The 22,266-nt window shown below is 57.7% G+C and carries 25 protein-coding genes and 2 pseudogenes; 12 read left to right on the forward strand and 15 right to left on the reverse strand.

Annotation, left to right across the window (positions count from 1 at the left end):
• The first annotated feature begins 13 nt into the window (after positions 1-13).
• Genes N8E89_RS06100 through N8E89_RS06110 form a run of 3 tightly spaced genes read left to right on the forward strand, consistent with a single transcriptional unit; the run spans position 14 to position 1,423 of the window.
• Positions 14-304, forward strand: a complete 291-nt coding sequence (locus tag N8E89_RS06100) for a YciI-like protein (RefSeq protein ID WP_106662088.1) — start codon at positions 14-16, stop codon at positions 302-304.
• A 10-nt stretch (positions 305-314) separates the two neighbouring features.
• Positions 315-743: an EVE domain-containing protein gene (locus N8E89_RS06105; RefSeq protein WP_106662089.1), complete on the forward strand. Its 429-nt coding sequence runs from the start codon at positions 315-317 to the stop codon at positions 741-743.
• 8 nt (positions 744-751) lie between these two features.
• Entirely contained in the window at positions 752-1,423 is a 672-nt protein-coding gene (locus tag N8E89_RS06110; RefSeq protein ID WP_245448530.1) for a class I SAM-dependent methyltransferase, read from the forward strand.
• Here N8E89_RS06110 and N8E89_RS06115 read toward each other — a convergent pair.
• Positions 1,420-1,953, reverse strand: a complete 534-nt coding sequence (locus N8E89_RS06115; protein WP_106662091.1) for a L,D-transpeptidase family protein — start codon at positions 1,951-1,953, stop codon at positions 1,420-1,422. The genes N8E89_RS06110 and N8E89_RS06115 overlap by 4 nt on opposite strands.
• A 129-nt stretch (positions 1,954-2,082) precedes the next feature.
• Between N8E89_RS06115 and N8E89_RS06120 the strand changes: the two genes are divergently transcribed.
• Positions 2,083-2,766, forward strand: coding sequence for a response regulator transcription factor (locus tag N8E89_RS06120; RefSeq protein ID WP_106662092.1), 684 nt, complete (start codon positions 2,083-2,085; stop codon positions 2,764-2,766).
• Positions 2,767-2,804: 38 nt separating this feature from the next.
• Complete coding sequence (locus tag N8E89_RS06125) at positions 2,805-3,263, forward strand: cyclic nucleotide-binding domain-containing protein (protein ID WP_106662093.1); 459 nt, start codon at positions 2,805-2,807, stop codon at positions 3,261-3,263.
• A gap of 131 nt (positions 3,264-3,394) precedes the next feature.
• Here the strand turns inward: N8E89_RS06125 and N8E89_RS06130 are convergent, their stop codons facing one another.
• Positions 3,395-4,201, reverse strand: a complete 807-nt coding sequence (locus N8E89_RS06130) for an exodeoxyribonuclease III (RefSeq protein WP_106662094.1) — start codon at positions 4,199-4,201, stop codon at positions 3,395-3,397.
• On the opposite strand from N8E89_RS06130, the gene N8E89_RS06135 reads away from it, so the two are divergent.
• Positions 4,200-4,430, forward strand: coding sequence for a hypothetical protein (locus tag N8E89_RS06135; RefSeq protein ID WP_146147740.1), 231 nt, complete (start codon positions 4,200-4,202; stop codon positions 4,428-4,430). The genes N8E89_RS06130 and N8E89_RS06135 overlap by 2 nt on opposite strands.
• Here N8E89_RS06135 and N8E89_RS06140 read toward each other — a convergent pair.
• The 5 genes from N8E89_RS06140 to tesB all read right to left on the reverse strand — a co-directional run bounded on the left by N8E89_RS06140 (position 4,403) and on the right by tesB (position 11,084).
• Positions 4,403-5,071 (reverse strand): outer membrane lipoprotein carrier protein LolA, encoded by a 669-nt coding sequence (locus N8E89_RS06140; protein WP_106662095.1) that lies wholly within the window; start codon positions 5,069-5,071, stop codon positions 4,403-4,405. The genes N8E89_RS06135 and N8E89_RS06140 overlap by 28 nt on opposite strands.
• Before the next feature lie 235 nt (positions 5,072-5,306).
• Complete coding sequence (locus N8E89_RS06145; protein ID WP_262261441.1) at positions 5,307-7,949, reverse strand: DNA translocase FtsK; 2,643 nt, start codon at positions 7,947-7,949, stop codon at positions 5,307-5,309.
• Positions 7,950-8,161: 212 nt separating this feature from the next.
• Complete coding sequence (locus N8E89_RS06150) at positions 8,162-9,595, reverse strand: ammonium transporter (RefSeq protein WP_262261443.1); 1,434 nt, start codon at positions 9,593-9,595, stop codon at positions 8,162-8,164.
• 26 nt (positions 9,596-9,621) lie between these two features.
• Entirely contained in the window at positions 9,622-9,960 is a 339-nt protein-coding gene (locus N8E89_RS06155) for a P-II family nitrogen regulator (RefSeq protein ID WP_100000921.1), read from the reverse strand.
• Positions 9,961-10,214: 254 nt separating this feature from the next.
• Positions 10,215-11,084 carry an acyl-CoA thioesterase II gene (gene tesB / locus N8E89_RS06160; RefSeq protein ID WP_262261445.1) on the reverse strand — a complete coding sequence of 290 codons (870 nt, stop codon included), beginning with the start codon at positions 11,082-11,084 and terminating at the stop codon, positions 10,215-10,217.
• Between the two features lie 92 nt (positions 11,085-11,176).
• Here tesB and N8E89_RS06165 point away from each other — a divergent pair, with 92 nt between their 5' ends.
• The gene (locus N8E89_RS06165; RefSeq protein ID WP_262261446.1) at positions 11,177-12,418 is read left to right on the forward strand and encodes a ubiquinone biosynthesis hydroxylase; all 1,242 of its coding nucleotides are present in this window, start codon (positions 11,177-11,179) and stop codon (positions 12,416-12,418) included.
• On the opposite strand, the pseudogene N8E89_RS06170 reads toward N8E89_RS06165, so the two are convergent.
• Positions 12,415-13,394, reverse strand: a pseudogene (locus N8E89_RS06170) (aldo/keto reductase). The gene N8E89_RS06165 and the pseudogene N8E89_RS06170 sit on opposite strands and share 4 nt — an antisense overlap.
• An 88-nt stretch (positions 13,395-13,482) precedes the next feature.
• On the reverse strand, positions 13,483-14,007 hold the full coding sequence (locus tag N8E89_RS06175; RefSeq protein WP_262261448.1) for a hypothetical protein: 525 nt from the start codon (positions 14,005-14,007) through the stop codon (positions 13,483-13,485).
• Between the two features lie 185 nt (positions 14,008-14,192).
• On the opposite strand from N8E89_RS06175, the gene N8E89_RS06180 reads away from it, so the two are divergent.
• Positions 14,193-14,630 carry an OsmC family protein gene (locus N8E89_RS06180; RefSeq protein WP_106662101.1) on the forward strand — a complete coding sequence of 146 codons (438 nt, stop codon included), beginning with the start codon at positions 14,193-14,195 and terminating at the stop codon, positions 14,628-14,630.
• A gap of 44 nt (positions 14,631-14,674) precedes the next feature.
• Here the strand turns inward: N8E89_RS06180 and N8E89_RS06185 are convergent, their stop codons facing one another.
• The 6 genes and pseudogenes from N8E89_RS06185 to N8E89_RS06210 all read right to left on the reverse strand — a co-directional run bounded on the left by N8E89_RS06185 (position 14,675) and on the right by N8E89_RS06210 (position 19,736).
• Complete coding sequence (locus tag N8E89_RS06185; protein WP_262261449.1) at positions 14,675-15,076, reverse strand: cell envelope integrity protein TolA; 402 nt, start codon at positions 15,074-15,076, stop codon at positions 14,675-14,677.
• 108 nt (positions 15,077-15,184) lie between these two features.
• A complete protein-coding gene (locus N8E89_RS06190) occupies positions 15,185-15,964 on the reverse strand; it encodes a succinate dehydrogenase iron-sulfur subunit (protein WP_106662103.1) in 780 nt (259 codons plus the stop codon).
• Positions 15,965-15,982: 18 nt separating this feature from the next.
• Positions 15,983-17,814: pseudogene (sdhA, locus tag N8E89_RS06195) on the reverse strand (succinate dehydrogenase flavoprotein subunit).
• A gap of 8 nt (positions 17,815-17,822) precedes the next feature.
• Positions 17,823-18,206: a succinate dehydrogenase, hydrophobic membrane anchor protein gene (gene sdhD / locus N8E89_RS06200; RefSeq protein ID WP_106662105.1), complete on the reverse strand. Its 384-nt coding sequence runs from the start codon at positions 18,204-18,206 to the stop codon at positions 17,823-17,825.
• 13 nt (positions 18,207-18,219) lie between these two features.
• A complete protein-coding gene (gene sdhC / locus N8E89_RS06205) occupies positions 18,220-18,618 on the reverse strand; it encodes a succinate dehydrogenase, cytochrome b556 subunit (RefSeq protein ID WP_106662106.1) in 399 nt (132 codons plus the stop codon).
• 644 nt (positions 18,619-19,262) lie between these two features.
• A complete protein-coding gene (locus tag N8E89_RS06210; protein ID WP_106662107.1) occupies positions 19,263-19,736 on the reverse strand; it encodes a GNAT family N-acetyltransferase in 474 nt (157 codons plus the stop codon).
• A gap of 179 nt (positions 19,737-19,915) precedes the next feature.
• Between N8E89_RS06210 and N8E89_RS06215 the strand changes: the two genes are divergently transcribed.
• The 4 genes from N8E89_RS06215 to N8E89_RS06230 all read left to right on the forward strand — a co-directional run bounded on the left by N8E89_RS06215 (position 19,916) and on the right by N8E89_RS06230 (position 22,262).
• Complete coding sequence (locus tag N8E89_RS06215; protein WP_262261450.1) at positions 19,916-20,323, forward strand: hypothetical protein; 408 nt, start codon at positions 19,916-19,918, stop codon at positions 20,321-20,323.
• A gap of 80 nt (positions 20,324-20,403) precedes the next feature.
• Entirely contained in the window at positions 20,404-21,114 is a 711-nt protein-coding gene (queC, locus tag N8E89_RS06220; RefSeq protein WP_113171508.1) for a 7-cyano-7-deazaguanine synthase QueC, read from the forward strand.
• Entirely contained in the window at positions 21,111-21,770 is a 660-nt protein-coding gene (queE, locus tag N8E89_RS06225) for a 7-carboxy-7-deazaguanine synthase (protein ID WP_262261452.1), read from the forward strand. The genes queC and queE overlap by 4 nt, the downstream gene beginning before the upstream one ends.
• A gap of 105 nt (positions 21,771-21,875) precedes the next feature.
• A complete protein-coding gene (locus N8E89_RS06230) occupies positions 21,876-22,262 on the forward strand; it encodes a 6-pyruvoyl trahydropterin synthase family protein (RefSeq protein ID WP_262261453.1) in 387 nt (128 codons plus the stop codon).
• Positions 22,263-22,266 lie beyond the last annotated feature (4 nt).

A 22,266-nucleotide genomic window follows, 5' to 3' on the forward strand; every position in this document is an offset into this window, starting at 1 on the left:
CAGGAGACCGCGAATGCTCTATGCTCTTCTCTGCAACGATAAGCCTGATCACCTGCAGCTGCGCCTCGACACGCGCACTGCGCACCTCGACTATTTGAATGGCTTGGGCGATCGCCTCAAGTTTGCCGGGCCATTTCTTGGTGATGATGCAAAGCCGAATGGCAGTCTCGTGGTCATCGATGCGGCGGATCTTGCCGCAGCTAAAGACATCGCAGCCAATGATCCTTATGCTCAAGCTGGTCTCTTCACATCGGTCGATATTCGCCCATGGACCTGGGCCATCAAAAATCCGGACAACAAATAGGGCGTCAAAAATGGCATTCTGGTTATTCAAATCCGAACCCGACGCATGGTCATGGGACAAGCAAAAATCCGCCGGCGCCAAGGGCACCGAGTGGACTGGCGTGCGCAATTATCAGGCGCGAAACAATATGCGCGCCATGCAGATTGGCGACAAAGGTTTCTTCTACCATTCGAATGAAGGGCTTGAAGTCGTCGGCATCGTCGAAGTCTGTGCCCTCGCTCATCACGATTCGACGACCGATGATCCGCGTTGGGAATGCGTTGATATTCGTGCCGTCAGGGACGTGCCGGCGCCGGTAACTCTTAAAGACGTCAAGGCCAATCCGAAACTGGAGAAGATGGCGCTTGTCACGTCAATGCGACTGTCGGTGCAGCCGGTAGCGCCGGATGAATGGAAGGAAGTCTGCCGCATGGGCGGGCTGGTTCCAGCTCCCGAATGACCCGATCCATGGGTGAGCTGGTCCTTGATCCAGACAGCGATCGTTATCGCCGATTCGTTCTGGCGAACACCACCCTGCAATCCCCGCCACATGTGCAGGAGATCGAGCTCTATCTGGCCGATGAAGCCCATGATCTGTGGCAAAGAACCGAAGATGCGCTGGCAACCATCGGGCTTCCTCCTCCATTCTGGGCCTTTGCCTGGGCGGGCGGGCAGGGTCTGGCGCGCTATATCCTCGACCACCCCCACACAGTAGAGGGTGCTGTCGTCCTCGATTTTGCCTCGGGCTCCGGTCTGGTGGGTATCGCTGCAGCCAGAGCGGGTGCCGCACGTGTCATTTCATGCGATATCGACCCGTTTGCACGACCTGCAATAGCGCTCAACGCCGATGCAAATCAGGCAGTCCTTGAAATTCGCGTTGATGATCTGATCGGCAGCGATGATGGCTGGAATGTAGTTCTTGCGGGCGACGTATTCTACGACAAACCCTTGGCTGACAGGCTCATACCTTGGTTCACCGCTCTGGCGAAACGCGGCGCCAACGTCATCGTCGGCGATCCTGGCCGCTCCTATTTTCCCAAGGATCTTCTCGAATCGCTGGCAGCCTATTCGGTTCCGGTAACGCGGGTTCTTGAGGATGCCGAAGTGAAACTGACAACTGTCTGGCGCTTCCGGCGCTAGCGCAGTACCCGAATGACTGTCCGATTCGAGATATGGGGCAGAAGCCGCTCCATATCGGCGCGGTTCAAGGCAATACAACCTTCCGTCGGAGTGTAGCCGGGTCGCGCCAGATGAAAAAAGATGGCACTGCCACCAGCACGGCGGCGCGGCTTTATGTTCCAATCCATGACGATGCAGACGTCGTATAGATCATCGTTGCGCCACATCGTCTCGTGACTGGCGCCATAGGGTATGCGGACCTTGCGGTTGTAGTTGCGGTCGCTGCTGACCTCACACCAGCCTTCATCGCGGCGAAGAGGCCTAAACATTAGCATACCCGGACTTTTCACCTTCTTGTCGGGACGCTTGAAACCATAGAGCAACCGCATCTTTGCCAAAGGGGTGGCACCATCGCCCTCACGTTTGAAGGCAGTAATGCCGCCCTTGCCAAGCGCGCAGCGCAGAATCATGGTGCCTGCAATCATTTGCCCCTGGCTCGAATGGCCAGGTCTGGCCCGAACATCGATTAATTTCAAAGACCTGCCCACCATGCTTGCCTCATAAAAAGCATTTTTGTGTCAGACTGATGCGCCGCACAGGCATAATCAAGTCGATGGTCTTTCTTTCCTTAATAATTCGACTTAAATTCCAACGACTTCTTTCCACTCGCGGGAGATCTGATGACAGCGCGTACCATTCTTATCGTCGACGACGACGCAGACTTGCGGGCCATACTGGTTGAGCAGCTGAGCCTTTATGAAGAATTTCAGATCATTGAGGAAGACAACGCGACCAAGGGTGTTCAGGTGGCGAGAAACGGTGTCGTCGATCTGCTGATCATGGATGTCGGTCTGCCGGACATGGATGGGCGCGAAGCGGTAAAATTGCTTCGCAAGGGAGGTTTCAAGGCGCCCGTTATCATGCTGACCGGACATGACACTGATTCGGATACGATTCTGGGGCTGGAATCTGGCGCGAACGACTACGTGACCAAGCCGTTCCGCTTCGCTGTACTGCTTGCGCGCATCCGCGCGCAGCTCCGCCAGCACGAGCAAAGCGAGGATGCGACCTTTGTCGTCGGGCCTTATACGTTCAAACCCGGCCAGAAGATGCTGATCGATGCGAAGGGCGGCAAGATCCGGCTGACTGAAAAGGAAGTCGCGATCATCAAGTATCTCTACCGCGCTGGGGGCAAAGTCATCACCCGTGACGTGCTTCTGGAAGAAGTTTGGGGATATAACTCAGGCGTGACAACACACACTCTGGAAACTCACGTCTACAGGTTACGGCAAAAAATCGAACATGATCCATCGAATTCAACCATACTCGTCACCGAAAGCGGGGGATACAAGCTCATTCCTTGATGCTGATGGGGCCAATCTAGGTATATGTCTGTAATTGCATGGCAATTGAAGATGATATTCGCATTCTGGAGACGGTGGGGCTGTTCGAGACGTTTACGCGCGATCAGTTGCGCCTGCTTGCCTTCGGCACCGAGCGGCTGGTCTTAAGGGAAGGTCGCGAGCTCTACCGCGAGGGCCAGTCCGCCGATTGCGCCTATGTCATTGATCGCGGTGAGATTTCTCTGTTTCGCGAAGGCCCGGCCGGTCGGACTGTCCTCAAAACGGTGGGCCCTGGAGCCGTTCTAGGCGAGATGGCGATCATTGCCCAAACCAAGCGCCTTACCAGCGCGATGGCAGAGACGGAGACAGAAGTAATCCGGCTTAACCGCTCGCTTTTCCGGCGTATTCTCGAAGAATACCCCGAAATCGCGGCTGCCCTGCACGATCAGATCTCGATGGACCTTAATGAAATGATTGAGGCCATTACCAAGTACGAACACCTGTTCGGCGAACGCTAACTCGCGTTCCCACAACCCATATTCCCCCTAGAATTGAAATACTTGGGCCGAATGGACATTTTGTTGCGCAAGAATCGGGTCGATCCGAGCCAGGTTCACACCTTCTTGCACAGTTCCTGTTCTAAATTGGCTCAGTCCAGATTGAAACGCGCGATGACGGGAACGTGATCCGATGGACGCTCCCACCCGCGTGCTTCGCGCAGGACGGTGATGTCCGCCAAGTCGTTCTCGAGGTCCGGCGATCCCCAAATATGGTCAAGCCGCCGGCCGCGATCCGCTGCCGCCCAGTCTGCGGCACGATAGCTCCACCACGTATAAATTTTCTCACTCCGCGGAATATGATGGCGCATCAAATCGCTCCAACCGGCCTGCCGGCGCAGCGCTTCAAGCCCTTCGGTCTCGATAGGCGTATGGCTTACAACCTTCAGCAACTGTTTGTGCGACCATACATCGGTTTCCAATGGAGCGATGTTAAGATCACCGACCAGCAGCGATGCATGGCCGTGGCCGTAAGCAGCGGTCATCGCCTTCATCTCGTCGAGGAAACCGAGCTTGTGCTTGAATTTCGGATTGATCTCGGGATCGGGTTCATCCCCTCCGGCCGGCACGTAGAAATTATGGATACGTAAACGTTTCGATCCTGCCGTAACCACGGTGCTTAGATGCCGGCAATCGGCAATGTCGCAGAATCCCACCCGAACTGGCTCGGCCAGAGGGCGCCGCGAGATGGTCGCAACGCCGTGATAGCCCTTCTGGCCGCTGACCTCGATATGCTCATATCCCATCGCATGGAACGCTTCGCGCGGAAAAAGTTCGTCCGGGCATTTCGTTTCCTGGAGGCAGAGGACATCAGGCTGATAGCCGGCTAAAAATTGGAGGACCAACGGCAAGCGCAAGCGCACCGAATTGATGTTCCAGGTGGCGACGGAGAAAGGCATGGGGACTCGCGAGGTGAACGGGGGCGTTAAGCTGGTGCGTGGCTCGACAAGCTCACCTTACCGTGAGAGAGGCAGGATGTGCAACGCGAGCCGCCTGCCTCGGCGCCCTGACGATGCTCAGCATCCGCTGCTTGCCGGTGAACTTGCCGAACCGCGCGATCCCGGTCATGCCAAAAGATTTCGAAAACTGCAAGACCGGCGCTATTTCTTCATCGCAATGCGCGTGTAGTCGATCTTGAACATGTCAGCGGCAAATCGCACACCCGTGCGGACGTTGGTGATCATTACCGTCGTATCAAGCCCCTGAGCATCGGTAATCGTCCACTGCCGGAGATCATAGGACTTCGGATCGAACATCATGGTGATCGTCGAATTGCCAAAGACCGATTTGTCACCAAGGACGATCGTGGTCATGTCCGGCTCTTGCTTGACCGATTTGACCCGACCACCGGAAAGATTGATCTGATCGCTCAGCAACAGCTTTAGCGGCGTTTTCGACAGCGGATACAGATCCCAGGTGTCAAGCTTGCGATTGTTGATCACGACCGAGTCTCCATCGGAGATGACGCGGATAGGCGACGGCTTGTTGTAGTTGAAGCGGATCTTACCCGGGCGTTCGATATAGAACGTTCCTTCCGTCTGCTCACCACGCGGACCGAACTGGACAAAATTCCCTGTGAGCGTTTTCACGCTGGAGAACTTGTTGGCAATTTCCTGCGCGGCACCGATGCCGGCGGGCGCTGCCTGGGCAAAAGCGGGTGTTGTGAGGGCGGCTGCACCGCCGAGCAATGCCATGCCGATCATGGACGCGACCGCAGAAGCCCTGGCAAGCGAGCCAACTGTGCGCACCGGTGCTTTTGTCTGAGTCATGGTCGTATCTCCTGTCGTCATGAATTGCGTTTAAACAACCAGTTTGGCTTCACTGTGGCTAAGTAACGGCATGACCTGGTTTCTTGTTCCTCGGCGGCGTTACGTAACAACACTATTTCCAGGTTATGTAATGCTGGTCGTCCGATCATACCATAACAGCCCGCTAAATCGTTACGTCACGCCCGTTCTGTTTGGGACCCGCTCCGTCGGGCGAAGACAGGAAATGACTGATCGCTCAAAACTCATCGTTTTGTGTCGGCACGAGGATTTCGCGCTTGCCCGCATGGTTGGCCGGACCGACGAGCCCCTCCTGCTCCATGCGCTCGATGATGGAGGCGGCACGGTTGTAACCAATGCCGAGACGGCGCTGGATGTAGCTGGTCGATGCCTTCTGGTCGCGCAGCACGACGGCAACTGCCTGATCGTAGGGATCATCAGGATCCTCGAGATTCGAGGTTCCGGCAGGCCCGGCACCACCCTCGTCCTCGTCATCCTCTTCAGTGATTGAGTCGAGATATTCCGGAACACCCTGCAGTTTCAGGTGATTGACGATCTTCTCCACTTCGTCGTCGCCGACGAAGGGCCCATGCACGCGCTGGATGCGGCCCCCACCGGCCATATAGAGCATGTCACCCATGCCGAGCAGCTGCTCACCGCCCTGTTCGCCGAGAATGGTGCGCAGATCGATCTTCGACGTAACCTGGAACGAAATGCGGGTCGGGAAGTTGGCCTTGATCGTACCGGTGATAACATCGACCGATGGACGCTGCGTTGCCATGATCACATGGATACCAGCGGCACGGGCCATCTGTGCCAGGCGCTGCACCGCACCTTCGATGTCTTTGCCGGCAACCATCATCAGGTCGGCCATTTCGTCGATGATGACGACTATGTAGGGCATCGGCTTCAGATCGAGTTCCTCGGTCTCATAGACGGCCTCTCCGGTGGCCCGGTCGAAACCGGTCTGCACAGTACGGGCGATGCGTTCGCCCTTCTTCTGCGCCTGTTCGACACGTTGATTGAAGCCGTCAATGTTGCGCACGCCGACCTTCGACATCTTGCGGTAACGGTCTTCCATCTCCTTGACCGTCCACTTCAGCGCAACGACAGCCTTCTTGGGATCGGTAACAACCGGTGTCAGCAAATGCGGAATACCGTCATAGATGGAAAGTTCCAGCATTTTCGGATCGATCATGATCAGACGGCACTGCTCGGGTGTCATCCGGTACAACAGCGAAAGGATCATCGTGTTGATCGCGACGGATTTGCCCGAACCGGTGGTACCGGCGACCAGCAAATGCGGCATTTTCGCCAGATCGGCGATAACGGCTTCGCCGTTGATGGTCTTACCAAGCGCAAGCGCGAGCTTGGTTTTTGTCTGCTCGAAGTCGCGGCTCGCCAGGAGTTCGCGCAGATAAACCATCTCGCGCGTCTGGTTCGGCAATTCGATACCGATCGCATTGCGTCCCGGCACAACGGCGACACGGGCGGCTATGGCACTCATCGAGCGGGCAATATCGTCGGCGAGCGTAATAACCCGCGAAGATTTGATGCCGGGTGCAGGCTCCAGTTCGTACAGCGTGACAACGGGCCCCGGGCGAACATGGATGATTTCGCCGCGCACACCAAAATCCTCCAGCACACCCTCCAGCAACCGGGCGTTCTGTTCGAGAGCCTCCTTTGAAAGACTCGGATTGCGAACCACGCTCTTGGGTTCGCTGAGAAAATGCAGTGAAGGCATCTCGAATTCATCGGACTTGATAAGCGAAGCTTGAGCCTCGCGCTGGACACGTGCGCCTGTCCTTGGCGCGGGCGCGGGCGTGTCGATGCGCGCGGCGACCGGCCTGGCTGAAGGCATTGACTTCGGCCGGGCTGGCGCCTGCTGCGGTGCCCAATCGTCGACATCCTCGTCCTCATCGCTGAACGCGACAGGATCGAAACGATCAGACCGGGCATCAAAGTCGTTGCCAATATCTATTGATGGCGCTTCGACACGCGGCGCCTCGTCGTAAAATCCGGGTTCGCGCCGGACGCCGCCTGGTCCGTTCTTTTGGCGCGCAGCCGGAACACTATTCAGAAAATCGTCGTCGTTGCGGCTGGCACCAATGGTGCGCGCACCATTGTAGAGACCCGCACCATGCCCGGAAATGCGCCGGAACAGTGCCTTCGTACTCAGGAACCAGTGGGTAAGTGCCCCTAGGGCAAGCAGACCGCCCTCGCGTTCGTCTTCGTCGTCCTCGTCGCCATAGTCGTCCTCATCCGCAACATGACGTGTCGATTTCTTGAGCACGGCCGGCTCGCTGTCACGATAGGTGATGCCGCTGGCAAATCCGAAAATCCAGAGGGTTGGCAGCGCGAGAATGGCAACGAGGATCATGGCCAAGCCACCGCGCGGGAACGTGCCGATGAAGATTGCCGGGACCTTCAGGACCATATCGCCAAAAACGCCACCGAGACCAATCGGCATAGGCCAGCTCGACGGAATTGCGAAGCAACCGGCCATGGCAGCGGCCATCAATGACGCGCAAAACCAGGCGATGGCCCGGCGCGGCATGCGGTCAACGCCGCGTCCGAGGACGAAAAGGCCACCCCAGAACAGGGCCGGCATCAGCGCCACAACCATGGAAAGGCCGAAAAACTGCATGCCAAGATCGGCGAATACCGCGCCAGGATAACCCAGCGCGTTGTGTGTGGGGTTCGACGTGGCATGACTGAAACTTGGATCCAGCACGTTCCAGGTAGCCAGACTGCCGATTGCAAAGGCGACGAAGCCAATAAGCACCAGCCCCCAGAGGATATGGATCTGCCTGCGGAACAGGGTGGACAACCCGGTTCGCTGGTCTTCAATGGCATAGGAGGATGAGTATCCTTGACGCATGAAATCCGATCCCATGTGAACGCATACTTTGCGGCGGTGACATGCCGCAATTTCGAGAGCTGATTCCCACGTTACGGGGCGATGGTTAAGGGGGCATTAACCATGGGAGACGGAGGGGAAAATTAGCAGGTGGGCGATGGGCGACAAGCAGCAGCCAAAATGAAATGGGCCCGCAAACCGGGCCCATCATAATCGTCGCCAGAGACAGCCTATCAGCTGTGATAGGCGGCTTCACCGTGGGAGGTGAGGTCAAGACCTTCGCGCTCGGCTTCCGGAGCCGCCCGCAGACCGACGATAAGGTCGACAATCTTGTAGAGGATTGCACTGCCGATACCGGACCACAGAAGTGTAACCGCCACACCCTTGAACTGCGCCCAAAGTTGTGTTGCCGTCCCTGCATAACTGGCCGCGAAGTCGGCCGTCGAGTAATCGACGATGCCAGCGCCACCCAAAGCCGGGTTGACCAGGATACCCGTGCCAAGAGCACCGATGATGCCGCCGACACAGTGAATGCCGAAGACGTCCAGGCTGTCATCGTAGTCGAACTTGTTCTTCACAACCGCCACGAAGAAATAGCAGACAAGGGTCACGACCGCACCGAGGACGATTGCACCCATTGGGCCGACGAACCCGGCTGCCGGGGTAACTGCAACCAGACCGGCCACGGCGCCCGACACCGCACCGAGCATTGAGGCTTTTCCGCGCAGGAAGGACTCAAGAATGATCCACATCACGGTGGCAGCAGCTGTCGCCACAAATGTATTGATCATTGCAAGACCCGCATAGGCATTGGCTTCAAGGTTGGAGCCTGCATTGAAGCCAAACCAGCCGACCCATAGCAAAGAGGCGCCGACCATGGTCAAGGTCATGGAATGCGGAGCCATGATGTCCTTCTTGTAGCCCGCGCGCTTGCCAATCATGAGCGCACCAACAAGACCGGCGATGCCAGCGTTAATGTGAACGACCGTACCACCGGCAAAGTCAATCGCACCGAAGCCGAAAATCAGACCCGACGGATCGGAATAGGCGCTTGGACCGCCCCAGAACCAGACCATGTGGGCGATCGGGAAATAGACGAAGGTGACCCAAAGGATGACAAACAGAACGACTGCCGAGAATTTGACGCGCTCCGCAAAGGCGCCGACGATCAGTGCAGGTGTGATGCAGGCGAATGTCATCTGGAAGATGACGAAGACCAATTCAGGAATGGCCACGCCCTTCGAGAAGGTTTCCGATAGCGTTGTCACGTCGACACCGGACAGAAATGCCTTAGAAAACCCACCGACGAACGCGTTGCCCGGAGTGAACGCCAGGCTGTAGCCGTAAAATACCCAGATCAGCATCACGACGGCCGTAATGGTGAAGACCTGCATGAGAACCGAAAGCATGTTCTTGGCGCGGACAAGGCCACCGTAGAACAAGGCAAGGCCGGGTATGGTCATCAACAGCACGAGCACTGTCGACACCATCATCCAGGTGGTGTCACCTTTGTCCACCGTGAAAGCAGGCGCCGCTGCAGCAGCCGCATCCGCTGCGGCCGGCGCGGCTTCCTGGGCAAACGCGGCCAATAAGCCGAATGCGGTCAGCGCCAGCGACCCTAGCAGGGTGCTGCGAGCCGCAGATGTAAGACTGGTTGGAATTTTCATTATTCTCTCCTTGAACCCCAAATAACTCACAGCGCGTCGGTGTCGGTTTCGCCCGTGCGGATACGGACGGCCTGTTCGATGCTGAGCACGAATATTTTCCCGTCGCCGATCTGGCCCGTCTTGGCGGCCGTGGTGATGGCTTCCACTGCGGTGTCGACGAGCTCAGACGCGACAGCGACTTCCACTTTCAGTTTTGGAAGGAAGCTGACCGCATATTCGGCGCCGCGATAAATTTCGGTGTGTCCTTTCTGGCGGCCATAACCCTTCACCTCGGTGACGGTCAGGCCCTGAATGCCGACAGCGGTGAGTGCTTCGCGCACTTCGTCCAGCTTGAACGGCTTGATAATGGCCATCACAATTTTCATTGACTATACCCCTGCGCTTGCGCGGTACCTTCCAGGTGGAATTACCTGAACTGCGGCAATCCGCGTTGAACCCATCGCCTAGAGCCGTGTGGCTATCGGTGACTTGGTCAGGAGTATTCAAGTTCCGTGCCAGACTCGACACGCACTGCTAAGGCATTGATTATAAATATATATTTTTAGATGAAAGCAGGTGCCGTGTGCATTTTGCAGCAACATGCCTAAAAAATGGGCATTCGTAAACAAATCAACGAGGCTTATTCCGGTAGATGCACACGAATTAGGCCCTCCTGCGCCGTCGAGGCTATCAAACTGCCGTCGCGACTGTAGATTGCGCCCCTGTTGAAACCACGCGCACCGGATGTGCTCGGGCTGTCTGCCGTATAAAGCAGCCAATCGTCGAAGCGGCAGGGCCTGTGAAACCACATGGCATGATCGAGACTGGCGACCTGCAGATCCCGGTCAAAAATCGAGCGGCCATGCGCATAGAGCGAGGTGTCGAGCAACGTCATGTCCGAGATATAGGCAAGGACGGCAGCCTGCACAGCACGATCCTCGGGTACCGGACCGGTCGTCCTTATCCACACGTTCTGCTCTGGCGGCAGCTTTTCGCGGGAAAAGTAATGGGTAAGGGACAAGGGTTTCAGTTCGATCGGCCGATCCTGTTCCCAATACCTGCGGATATTGGCGGGAGCATTCTGCAGATACTGCTCCTTCAAATCCTTGTCACTGATCAATTGTTCCGGCGGCGTTAGATCGAGCGGCTGCGGTTTCTGGTGCTCGAGCCCTGCCTCCTCGATCTGGAACGATGCCTCCAGCGAAAAGATCGCATGGCCGTGCTGGATACCGATGACACGCCGGGTGGTAAAACTGGAACCGTCGCGGATGCGGTCAACCTCATAGATGATCGGGACTTTTGGATCGCCAGCGCGCATGAAATAACCGTGCAGCGAATGCACGTGCCGCGCGGGATCGACGGTGCGCTGCGCCGCGACGAGGGCCTGGCCGATCACCTGACCGCCGAAGACGCGCTGCCAGCCGACCTGCGGGCTGCGACCTCGAAACAGGTTGTGTTCAAGCGTCTCAAGGTCGAGTATGGACAAAAGCTCTTTCATGGCGTCTGACATGATCGGTATCTCCTGCGCGCGTAACTTCCACGCTTGCAACAGGAACAGAAGAACAAGTCAAGCGCCGCATCAAGCGCAACCCGGAGGCAATCATGGTTGAACGAACCCGGAAAGAACAGCCAGGCACAGATATTGTCATTGCCGGCGCAGGCTATGTCGGCCTTGCGACCGCCGTGGCACTGAAATCATCGGCGCCGCACCTTGGCGTCACCGTCATCGATGCGGCCCCTGCCGGCGTCTGGCGCAATGATACCCGCGCCTCGGCCATCGCAGCGGCTGCGAGCCGCATGCTCGACCGGCTCGGCTGCTGGGACGCGATTCTGCCTGAGGCCCAGCCGATCAATGAAATGACGGTCACCGATTCGCGCACCTCCGATCCCGTGCGGCCAGTCTTCCTGACCTTCAACGGCGAAATCGAGCCAGGCGAGCCTTTTGCGCATATGGTGGAAAACCGGGTGCTCAATGCGTCACTGCGGGCCAAGGCGGAAGAACTCGGCATCGAATTCATCGAAGGTGCGCCGGTCAATGGTATTGAGCAGGGCGAGGCGCATCTGACCGTCCGCTATGCTGATGGCAAGAGCCTGCGCACGCGACTTTTGATCGCCGCGGACGGCGTGAAGTCACGGCTGCGCGACATGGCTGGCATCAAGACGGTCAATTGGGAATATGGCCAGTCGGGCATCGTCTGCACCGTCTCCCATGAGCGGCCGCATTATGGCCGCGCCGAAGAGCACTTCCTCCCCGCCGGTCCCTTCGCCATCCTGCCGCTAAAGGGTAACCGCTCCTCACTGGTCTGGACCGAGCGGACAGACGATGCCGAACGGCTGATCAACGATGATGATTTCGTCTTTGAACACGAGCTGGAGTTGCGTTTCGGATTGAAGCTCGGAGAATTGCATGTGGAAGGCCCCCGCAAATCGTTCCCGCTCGGCCTGACTTTGGCGCGCGACTTCGTCAAGCCGCGTTTTGCGCTGGCCGGCGATGCAGCCCATGGAATCCACCCCATTGCCGGGCAAGGCCTCAATCTTGGCTTCAAGGACGCTGCGGCGCTCGCGGAGACGATCGTCGACGCCGACCGGCTCGGTCTCGACATCGGCTCGATCGCGGTGCTCGAGCGCTACCAGACCTGGCGGCGCTTCGACACGGTGCAGATGGGTGTCACCACCGACGTTTTGAACCGGCTGTTCTCGAACGACAATGTGCCGGTTCGCGCCTTGCGCGACTTCGGCCTCGGCCTCGTCGAACGGATGCCGCGGCTCAAGGGATTTTTCATCCGCCAGGCCGCAGGATTGTCGACGACTGCGCCCAAATTGCTGCAGGGCCAGCCGATCTAGAGCGGACGCGGATACGTGCGGTAGATCGCGTCAATCTCCTTGAGGATTTCCGGCGACAGCGTAATCGAGCTCGCCCAGATATCGGTCTTCAGCTGCTCCATCGAGGTGGCGCCGATGATAACCGACGTCATGAACGGCCGCGTGAGGGCAAAGGCGATAGCCATCTGCGCCACGTCGAGCCCATGCTTGCGAGCAAGATCGATATAGGCCCTGACGGCGGGCGCGGAATGTTCATTGCTGCGCCACAGCCCCCCGGCTGAATCGCGCCGCGCGTTCCCGCAGGTGTTTTCCCGTCGAGATATTTTCCGGTGAGTACACCCGAAGCCAACGAGGAATAAGCCAGGAGCCCGACATCCTCGTGATGGCTGAGTTCGGCAAGATCGAGATCGAATACACGTTGGATCAGGCTATATTCGTTCTGCACGGAAGCAACCCGCGGCAGGCCGCTGCGTTCCGCAAGCTTCAACCATTGGCCAATGCCCCAAGCCGTCTCATTGGACAGCCCAATGTGCCGGACCTTGCCTTCCTTCACCATGTCGTCAAGGCCAGCGAGCGTCTCGTCAATCTGTGTCATGGCCAATGCCCTGTCCTGGGACTGAGGCGCATACTTCCAGGCAGAGCCAAAGTGATAATGGCCGCGGGCAGGATAATGTACCTGGTAGAGATCGATATAATCAGTCTGCAGCCGCTTCAGGCTGCCTTCCACCGCCGCACGCACCGACTTCCTGTCCGGAGGTGTGCCGTTGCGGATCCAGCTGTTGCCGCCGCCGGAAATTTTGGTCGCAAGCACGAATTTGTCGCGTTTGCCGGTTTTCTTGAACCATGTGCCGATATAGGTTTCGGTCTTGCCATAGGTCTCGGGAGTTGACGGAATGGCATAGACTTCCGCCGTATCCATGAAATTGACGCCTGCATCAAGTGCATAGTCGATCTGCCGATGCGCATCCTCTTCCGTGTTCTGCACACCCCAGGTCATCGTGCCGAGGCAAATTTCCGTAACGTCAATATTCGTACGGCCAAGTTTTTTCAGTTTCACGGGATTTTCCTGTTTCGATTTGGGTTGATCAGTCGACTTGGAGGCCAAGCCTCTGCTTGAGCTTTCTGACCCGCTGCCCGTAAAGTTGGGAGACCGGAACGGCAGCAGCAGCCGCGCCTACCATATCAATCAATTCATACTTTTCCAGATCATTGAGCCGCTCACGCAGAAGCGGCGACGTTTTTTCGATGACCGTCGGCGTATCGCCAACCTGGGCGAAGGCCCATTTGGCATAAATCATCGCCTCGTCTGCCTTCCAGGGATTGCTGATATCGATGATGGCGCTCCGGACCGCGTCAAAATGATTTTCCGTAATCAGGCCATCTTCCGCAATGATCGCAAAAATCACTGTTGCCGCAGCGAGAACAGGATCCTCGATGGCGGTCAGCGGCGAATGCTCGGCCATTTTCCTTATCTTTCTACGCCGAAAATATCCACGCGCACGCCCTGCACTGTCGATCAATTCACTCGCCGCTTCACCCAGCACTTTCATCCTGTACCACCAGAACAAGCCGCCGCCGAGGATTCCCAAAACTGCGAGGACAATATGCATGATCAAATCCCTCAATAAAAAGGCGAATTCTACGAAAGGGAAATGGAAGGGGTAAATTAGGCGATGGAATAATGCGGTGCCATCGATATGATACGGAACCATGCTAACTCGGAGCCGTTATCGCCACGCCCGATAACGGTGCGACCACACGTCCCATGCAACCAGTTTCAACGAGGGAGATACAAATGGATAGACAAGCAACGGCGATCTGGAAAGGCGCGCTTGCCGACGGTTCCGGTACGCTCGATACACAGAGCGGAGCGCTCAAAGGTCTTCCTTACAATTTCAAGGCGCGATTTCAGGATGAAAGCGGCACCTCCGGCACCAATCCAGAAGAGTTGCTGGCGGCCGCCCATGCCGGCTGCTTCGCGATGCAGCTTTCGCATTTCCTGGCGGAGAACGGAACGCCGGCGGAGCAGCTCGACGCCAAGGCAACAGTGACTGTAAATCCGGCCGCCGGCGGCGGCTTCGAGATCACCAGGAGCGCGCTGACACTGATTGGCAATGTTCCTGGTATCGACGAGGCAACGTTCACCAAGCTTGCAGGCCAGGCGAAAGCCAGTTGCCCGCTGTCAAAGGCCCTTGGCGCGATAGAAGTCACACTGGACGCCAAGCTGGCGTGAGACCGGCTTTGAACAAATCGAGTCTCGATCGACAGTAGAGCCGTCTAGGGTTCCGTGGACAATTGGAAGGTCAACGTAATGACTTTCCAATTGTCATACTCTTCTTCCTGTAGTTGGAACGGAGCTGATCGGTTCAATGCCCGGCGAATACTGAGGATCGCCGACTTGAGCTCGGAAGCTGGGGCTCCGCTACCTGCAATTTCTGGTGTGCCCTCAATAGCGCCCTTACGATTGAGATGAATCTTCGCAGTAATAGTAATTGGCTGACTTCCCACCAAATCAAAAGGATGCAGCCAATTGCTTTCGATTTCTCGCTGCACGCGGGCTAGACCCTCTTTCGATAGGCTTGCTGCGTGGCTTAGTGGAACTATCACAGTGAATGCGATAAGAGCGAGAAAGGCACGGGCATCCACGTTCCAGAGGGTACAACGTCCCGTTCCCTTCATTTCAATGCTCCCATTAAAGATAAAGTATGGTTGGTCCTTTACCGAAGGATGACGTGGCCAACAACCGCTACCTTAGTCTAGGGGCTCTATCTTGTCGGTCATATGCGGTCACACCCGCCGCTCGACCATCATCTTCTTGATCTCGGCAATCGCCTTGGCCGGGTTCAGACCCTTGGGGCAGGTTTGCGCGCAGTTCATGATCGTGTGGCAACGATAGAGGCGGAATGGATCTTCAAGGTTGTCGAGCCGCTCGCCCGTCGCTTCGTCGCGGCTGTCGATCAGCCAGCGATAGGCCTGGAGCAAAACGGCGGGGCCGAGGTAGCGATCGCCATTCCACCAGTAACTCGGGCAGGATGTCGAGCAGCAGGCGCAGAGGATGCACTCATAAAGGCCGTCTAGCTTGGCACGGTCCTCATGGCTCTGCAGCCATTCCTTCGCGGGCTCGGGCGAGACCGTCTTCAGCCAGGGTTCGATCGACCGGTGCTGGGCATAGAAGTTGGAAAGGTCCGGCACCAGATCCTTTACCACCGGCAGATGCGGCAGCGGATAGATTTTCACAGGTCCCTTGATCTCGTCCATGCCCTTGGTGCAGGCGAGTGTATTGGTCCCGTCGATATTCATGGCGCAGGAACCGCAAATGCCTTCACGGCAGGAGCGGCGCAGCGTCAGTGTTGGATCGATCTTGTTCTTGATCCACAACAGGCCATCGAGAACCATCGGGCCGCAATCGTCCAGATCGACATAATAGGTATCGATGCGCGGGTTTTCGCCATCGTCCGGCGACCAGCGGTAAATCCGGTATTCGCGCAGATTGTTCGCGCCCTGCGGACGATCCCAGGTCTTGCCGGGACGCATCTGCGAGTTCTTGGGAAGTGCAAGTTCAACCATGGTATTCTGGTTCCTTGATCAATACACACGCGCTTTCGGCGCGATCTTGGCGAGGCTGATGCCGCCGTCCTCTTCCTTGACCAGCGGGTCAAGGTGGACAGGACGGTAACCGAGCGTAACCTTGCCGTCCGGAGTGAGCCAGGCGAGGCTGTGCTTGCGCCAGTTGACGTCATCGCGGCTCGGGAAATCCTCATGCGCATGGGCGCCCCGGCTTTCCTTGCGCGCTTCGGCGGCAACGACGGTCGTCAGCGCGTTGGCCATCAGGTTTTCCAGTTCCAGCGTTTCCACCAGATCGGAATTCCAGATCATCGAGCGGTCGGTGACCTTGACGTCCGGTAGTTCGCTCCAGATCTTTTCCATACGCTGTACGCCGGATTTCAACGAATCAGAGGTTCGGAACACGGCCGCATCTTCCTGCATCGTCCGCTGCATCTTTTCGCGTAAAGCAGCAGTCGGCGTACTGCCATTGGCATGACGCAGACGGTCGAAGCGATCCATGATCTTCATCACCGAAGCTTCGTTTATGTCCGGGATCTTGGCATTGCGGTCGATCACCTCGCCAGCGCGGATCGCGGCTGCGCGCCCGAACACGACAAGATCGATCAGCGAGTTGGAGCCGAGACGGTTTGCCCCATGCACCGAGGCACAGCCCGCTTCGCCAACGGCCATCAGGCCAGGCTGGATGCGGTCGGGATTGTCGGCGGTCGGGTTGAGCGCCTCACCCCAATAATTGGTTGGGATGCCACCCATATTATAGTGAACCGTCGGGAGGACCGGATCGGCTCCTTGGTGAGGTCGACGCCGGCGAAAATCTTCGCCGATCCCGAAATGCCGGGGAGGCGTTCGTGCAGAACAGCAGGATCGAGGTGATCCAGATGCAGGAAGATGTGGTCCTTGTTCTTTCCGACGCCGCGGCCCTCGCGAATTTCCAGCGTCATGCAGCGCGAAACCACGTCGCGCGATGCAAGATCCTTGGCCGAGGGTGCATAGCGCTCCATGAAGCGCTCCCCTTCGGAATTGACGAGATAGCCGCCCTCCCCGCGCGCACCTTCGGTGATCAGGCAGCCGGCGCCGTAGATGCCGGTAGGGTGGAACTGCACGAACTCCATATCCTGCAGCGGCAAGCCCGCGCGGGCGACCATGCCACCGCCATCCCCCGTGCAGGTGTGTGCGGAGGTTGCTGAAAAATAGGAGCGTCCATAGCCGCCCGTCGCCATGACAACCATCTTCGCCGCAAAGCGGTGGATCGTGCCATCGTCGAGGTTCCAGGCGACGACGCCAGTGATCGTGCCATCTTCATCCTGGATAAGGTCGAGCGCGAAATATTCGATGAAGAACTGCGCATTGTTGCGCAAGGACTGGCCGTACAAGGTGTGCAGGATGGCGTGGCCCGTGCGGTCAGCCGCGGCGCAGGTGCGCTGCACGGGCGGACCATCGCCGTAATTCATCATGTGCCCGCCAAAGGGGCGCTGGTAGATTTTTCCGGCTTCGGTGCGGGAGAACGGCACACCGTAATGTTCGAGCTCATAGACCGCCGCTGGCGCTTCGCGGGCAAGATATTCCATCGCGTCGGTGTCGCCGAGCCAATCGGAGCCTTTGACGGTGTCATACATGTGCCATTGCCAGGAATCCGGGCCCATATTGCTGAGCGAGGCGGCGATCCCGCCCTGCGCCGCAACCGTGTGCGAGCGTGTGGGGAAGACCTTGGTAATGCACGCTGTCTTCAGGCCCTGTTCGGCCATGCCAAGCGTTGCCCGCAGGCCAGCGCCGCCGGCTCCGACCACGACCACATCGAATTTGTGATCGACGAATGTGTAGGCCTTGCCGCCCGTTTTATCTGTTGGTGCCATGATAGAGGTTAGCCTCCGAAGCTTAGCTTGAGGATCGCAAAGATGCTGACAATGCCAACCGCCAGAGCGAAGAAGGTATTGAGCATCAGCAGCACGATCTTGGTGCCTTCGCCGTGTACATAATCTTCAATGATCACCTGCATGCCGAGGCGCATATGATAGAGACCGGAGATGATCACCATCAATAGAACCAGGGCTGTCAGCGGGTGGGAGAGTGCCGCCCTTGTCTCGGCATAGCCAGCGCCATGCAGCGACAGGATCAACCCTATGAAAAACAGCAGCAGCGGTATGTTGGCGACAGCTGTCAGCCGCTGACGCCAGAAATGATCCGTGCCTTCCTTCGCAGATCCCAATCCACGAACCTTGCCAAGCGGCGTGCGCATGTCACCCATCGCTCAAATCTCCCTAAGCTATTGTGAATGCAGCGATCCAGATGAGGATCGTCAATGCGACGGAAAGAATGAGCGAGGCCCAGGCCATCTTCGTGGTCGTGTCCTTGTCGAGGCCACGGCCAGTATCCCAGATCAGATGGCGTATGCCCCCGATCATGTGGTGAATGAGTGCCCAGGTGTAGCCAAGCAGCACCAGACGGCCGATCCAGGAGCCGTAGATAGCATTGACGAAATTGAAGTATTCTTCATTCGTGGCCGCCGCAATCAGCCACCAGGCAACCAGCAACGTGCCAACATAGAGCGCCGAGCCGGTGATCCGGTGGACGATGGACATGACCATGGTTGGGATGGGCTTGTAGATTTGCAAATGCGGCGACAGTGGCCGGTTTGCTGAAGAACGAGATTGGGTCATATTGAAGCGTTCTGCCGGTGAGAATTCGGGACAAGGTCGAGGGGTTTGGCGAGGCCGATGTCTTTCCATCGGACGAAGCCAGGGCCCGAAGGATTTGGCTCGAATTCGCCCGGCCCTTCGGGTTTCCGGCCGGTGGCCAACCGCATTGTCAGGCGGCGTTGTCCGATGGAAAGACATCGGCCTCGCCACCTTCCTCGCGGATTGGCTCGCCATCCGAGAAACAGAACGTCTTCTATATGACCGAATCTCGCTCTAAGATTTGTCTTGCTCATAGCGTCCCCAAGAGTAGCGCCACATCTGGTTAGACGGGCAGGGCCGAAAAGGCTGGATAGAGGCAATTTAGAAGGGTTTTAATCCGGTTTTTGCACTGCGTCAAAGCCCCATTCCGCCCCCTCATGCGGCGAATTGGCGTCAATAGCAAGTCAATAAGGTTTGTGCTTTAAATTCAATCGTTTAAAGGTCGAGAAACGGCCCTGAAAAGGCAAATTCCTGCGACTGTGTGCTGCAAAAAAATATTTGAGTGAGTCTGTCCGGATAGCCTCCGGACGACACTGTCTGGGGTCATTTGGCCGATGTTTGTCTGCGACAAACGGGGGCGTCGGCAGAATGCCGCCGACCTGGCTGCAACCCTGCATTGCTGCCACCTACTGGTTACCAAACCTGATAATGAAGCTCGTCCAGTCGGCCGGCGCCGCGACCTGTTCGTAAAGCTTGCGGCCGTCCTCAGGAACGCGCGGCGCGTTCAGCGAAAGCTTGGTCCAGCCGCGCTCCTCCGCCTTGTCGGCCAGCACATCGATCAAGGCCTTGGCAATGCCTTTACCGCGGTGGTCATGATGCACATAAATATGATCGACCTGACCGGCACGCATCCCGGAAACCGGCTCGGGAAGATCGTAGAAAATAACGAAGCCCACGAGATGGCCGTCGAGGCGTGCACCGGCGATTTCCGCTGCACGGTCACGCAAAAGGTTTTCCGCATAGTAGTCGTCCGGACGGCGCGGCGCGCCACGTTTCAACGCCTGGGCATAGCTGGCCAGCAGCGGGGCGAATTCATGGGCATCGCTCAGATGCAGGAGTGAAATGTCGATGGCGTGTTCGTCAGCTGTCTTTTTGGTCATGATCGCTTTTCCGTCCCTTCATGCCTGCCTGATCGTCGTCTTGAGGATTGGTTGATTGTGCCGCGCCCGTCAACCTGCGCCCGGTATGAAAATCGATTTGATTAGGTTTGGGCAGATGACAATCATTAATATAAGGTTAATCTCAACGTTGATGAAGTTGTCCCATCAGAGGTGCCGCCATGGTTCAAAAGAGAATTGCCTGCTCGGTTTTGGCATCGATGGGTTTGGCGCTTGCCCTGGCGGCTTCCCAAGTGGCAGCTGCAAACGATTTCAATAGCAGCAACACCTACGGTGATGAATACGGCAACGTCATCACGCACGAGGCTGGTGGCCCGAAGATCGTCTTCGTTGGTGCTTCGGCGGCACAATCCGATAGCTTGGGCCGCAGTATCCGGCGGCAGGTTCCGGTCTACAAGCGCGCCAAAGGCCCATCGGTAATTTCTCCGGTTGGCGATCCGGTCGTTCTGGGCGCCGTCCCGGCACCGAATACGGGATGCAACAGTCCCCTCCTCATCCAGGGGCGCGGTTACATGTATGGTCTCGACCGCAACGAAACGCCGGTTATTGGTCATCCTGACTGCGACTAGCACCGGTCCTTCGGAGATTTGATTTGCCTCGGTGAGCCGCGCCCTGTAAAGGGGGCCGCTTCATCGAAGAGGTAGTACTCATGGCTCGCAACTCTGACGGCGCACTGGTCCTGTTTTCCGGCGGACAGGATTCCGCCACGTGCCTCGCCTGGGCGCTGTCGCGCTTCGACCGCGTCGAGACGGTGGGTTTCGACTATGGCCAGCGGCACCGGATTGAGCTCGAAGTGCGCGGCGAGTTCCGCAGCGCCATCACCAGACAGTTTCCGCAATGGGCAGCGCGTCTTGGCGACGACCACTTGCTGGATGCCGGCATTGTGGGGCAGCTCGGTGCTTCGGCCATGACCGACGACATCGCCATCGAAATGGCTGACAACGGCCTGCCCAATACCTTTGTACCTGGCCGCAATTTGCTGTTCTTCACGCTCGCTGGTGCGCTGGCCTATCGCCGTGGCCTGCGGGTTATCGTCGGCGGCATGTGCGAAACCGACTATTCGGGGTATCCCGATTGCCGCGATGACACGTTGAAAGCCCAGCAGGTTGCTCTGTCGCTTGGGCTGGACCGCCGCATAACCATCGAAACGCCGTTGATGTGGCTGGACAAAGCCGAGACCTTTACCCTTGCGCGTGACCTCGGCGGCGAAGGTCTGCTGGATCTGGTCGTCGAGCACACCCATACCTGCTATCTCGGCGATCGTTCGCAGCGGCATGAGTGGGGCTATGGCTGTAACAGCTGTCCGGCCTGCGAATTGCGGGCAAACGGGTGGCGGAAGTTCAGGGCGGAGGCCGTATGACCTACGCCGTCAAGGAAATCTACCTGACCCTGCAGGGCGAGGGCAATCATACGGGCCGCGCTGCCGTGTTCACGCGTTTTGCCGGCTGTAACCTGTGGTCAGGGCTCGAACGCGACCGTGAGGACGCGGTCTGCAAGTTCTGCGATACGGATTTCATCGGCGTGAATGGTCCGGGCGGCGGCAAGTTCAAGACCGCTGAAGCTCTGGCCGATGCAGTGGCTGCGCAATGGCCCGATACAGATAGATCGGGCGGCAAGCCCTATGTCATCTGCACCGGCGGTGAACCCCTGTTGCAGCTCGATGCGCCGCTGATTGAAGCGTTTCATGCGCGCGGCTTCGAAGTGGGCGTCGAGACCAATGGCACCATTGCCGCGCCGGCCGGGCTTGACTGGATCTGCGTCTCGCCCAAGGCGGCCGCGCCTCTTGTCCAAACCGGCGGCAACGAGCTCAAGCTGGTCTTCCCGCAAAAGGAAGCCGAGACGCATCCATCGCGTTTCGAGCAGCTTTCCTTCGAGCATTTCTATTTGCAACCTCTTGACGTCATCGGTGATCCGGCGCAAACCGCGTCGCATGTGGCATCTGCAGCGGCCTATTGCCTCGCCCATCCGCTTTGGCGGCTGAGCACGCAGACACATAAACTGATCGGCCTGCCGTAAGCGCAGGCTGTTTGTTGACCGCAATTCCGGACGCAAAACCGTTACACACTTTGCTGGAATTGCTTTAGCGGGCGCCTGTATTGCGCCAGAGCTGACGGAGCAATTATGAGAATCTTCAACGAATTTACGTTTGAAGCGGCACATCATCTGCCGCACATTTTCCCCGACGGACACGTCAATACCCGCCTGCACGGACACAGCTTCCGTGTGCGGGTGACGCTGGAAGGAAAACCCGATGGCAGGACTGGCCTTATTTCCGATCTCGGCGTCGTGAAAAGCGCATTCGACAGCGCGGTCGACCTGCTTGATCACCGGTATCTCAACGAAATCCAAGGGCTGGAAACGCCGACACTTGAGAACATTGCCATGTGGCTGTGGCGGCATTTTGCACCTGCTCTGCCCGGCTTGGCGGAAGTCGGCGTTTACCGTGATACTTGCGGCGAAGGCTGCGAATATCGAGGCGAGTTCGAGATGGAAAGGACAGCAGCATGAGCCA

Source organism: Phyllobacterium sp. A18/5-2 (assembly GCF_025452215.1).
In the GTDB taxonomy this organism is placed as follows: domain Bacteria; phylum Pseudomonadota; class Alphaproteobacteria; order Rhizobiales; family Rhizobiaceae; genus Phyllobacterium; species Phyllobacterium sophorae.

Coding starts and splice junctions, on each gene's coding strand:
- N8E89_RS06135 (WP_146147740.1), top strand. CDS start 4,200: ATGGGGACTCGCGAGGTGAACGGGGGCGTTAAGCTGGTGCGTGGCTCG.
- N8E89_RS06215 (WP_262261450.1), top strand. CDS start 19,916: ATGGTTCAAAAGAGAATTGCCTGCTCGGTTTTGGCATCGATGGGTTTG.
- N8E89_RS06115 (WP_106662091.1), bottom strand. CDS start 1,953: ATGGTGGGCAGGTCTTTGAAATTAATCGATGTTCGGGCCAGACCTGGC.
- N8E89_RS06230 (WP_262261453.1), top strand. CDS start 21,876: ATGAGAATCTTCAACGAATTTACGTTTGAAGCGGCACATCATCTGCCG.
- N8E89_RS06100 (WP_106662088.1), top strand. CDS start 14: ATGCTCTATGCTCTTCTCTGCAACGATAAGCCTGATCACCTGCAGCTG.
- N8E89_RS06150 (WP_262261443.1), bottom strand. CDS start 9,595: ATGAAAATTCCAACCAGTCTTACATCTGCGGCTCGCAGCACCCTGCTA.
- N8E89_RS06140 (WP_106662095.1), bottom strand. CDS start 5,071: ATGACTCAGACAAAAGCACCGGTGCGCACAGTTGGCTCGCTTGCCAGG.
- queC (WP_113171508.1), top strand. CDS start 20,404: ATGGCTCGCAACTCTGACGGCGCACTGGTCCTGTTTTCCGGCGGACAG.
- N8E89_RS06155 (WP_100000921.1), bottom strand. CDS start 9,960: ATGAAAATTGTGATGGCCATTATCAAGCCGTTCAAGCTGGACGAAGTG.
- N8E89_RS06145 (WP_262261441.1), bottom strand. CDS start 7,949: ATGCGTCAAGGATACTCATCCTCCTATGCCATTGAAGACCAGCGAACC.
- tesB (WP_262261445.1), bottom strand. CDS start 11,084: ATGTCAGACGCCATGAAAGAGCTTTTGTCCATACTCGACCTTGAGACG.
- sdhC (WP_106662106.1), bottom strand. CDS start 18,618: ATGACCCAATCTCGTTCTTCAGCAAACCGGCCACTGTCGCCGCATTTG.
- N8E89_RS06165 (WP_262261446.1), top strand. CDS start 11,177: ATGGTTGAACGAACCCGGAAAGAACAGCCAGGCACAGATATTGTCATT.
- N8E89_RS06125 (WP_106662093.1), top strand. CDS start 2,805: ATGGCAATTGAAGATGATATTCGCATTCTGGAGACGGTGGGGCTGTTC.
- N8E89_RS06190 (WP_106662103.1), bottom strand. CDS start 15,964: ATGGTTGAACTTGCACTTCCCAAGAACTCGCAGATGCGTCCCGGCAAG.
- N8E89_RS06180 (WP_106662101.1), top strand. CDS start 14,193: ATGGATAGACAAGCAACGGCGATCTGGAAAGGCGCGCTTGCCGACGGT.
- sdhD (WP_106662105.1), bottom strand. CDS start 18,206: ATGGGTGACATGCGCACGCCGCTTGGCAAGGTTCGTGGATTGGGATCT.
- N8E89_RS06110 (WP_245448530.1), top strand. CDS start 752: ATGGGTGAGCTGGTCCTTGATCCAGACAGCGATCGTTATCGCCGATTC.
- N8E89_RS06130 (WP_106662094.1), bottom strand. CDS start 4,201: ATGCCTTTCTCCGTCGCCACCTGGAACATCAATTCGGTGCGCTTGCGC.
- N8E89_RS06185 (WP_262261449.1), bottom strand. CDS start 15,076: ATGAAGGGAACGGGACGTTGTACCCTCTGGAACGTGGATGCCCGTGCC.
- N8E89_RS06120 (WP_106662092.1), top strand. CDS start 2,083: ATGACAGCGCGTACCATTCTTATCGTCGACGACGACGCAGACTTGCGG.
- N8E89_RS06105 (WP_106662089.1), top strand. CDS start 315: ATGGCATTCTGGTTATTCAAATCCGAACCCGACGCATGGTCATGGGAC.
- N8E89_RS06175 (WP_262261448.1), bottom strand. CDS start 14,007: ATGCATATTGTCCTCGCAGTTTTGGGAATCCTCGGCGGCGGCTTGTTC.
- queE (WP_262261452.1), top strand. CDS start 21,111: ATGACCTACGCCGTCAAGGAAATCTACCTGACCCTGCAGGGCGAGGGC.
- N8E89_RS06210 (WP_106662107.1), bottom strand. CDS start 19,736: ATGACCAAAAAGACAGCTGACGAACACGCCATCGACATTTCACTCCTG.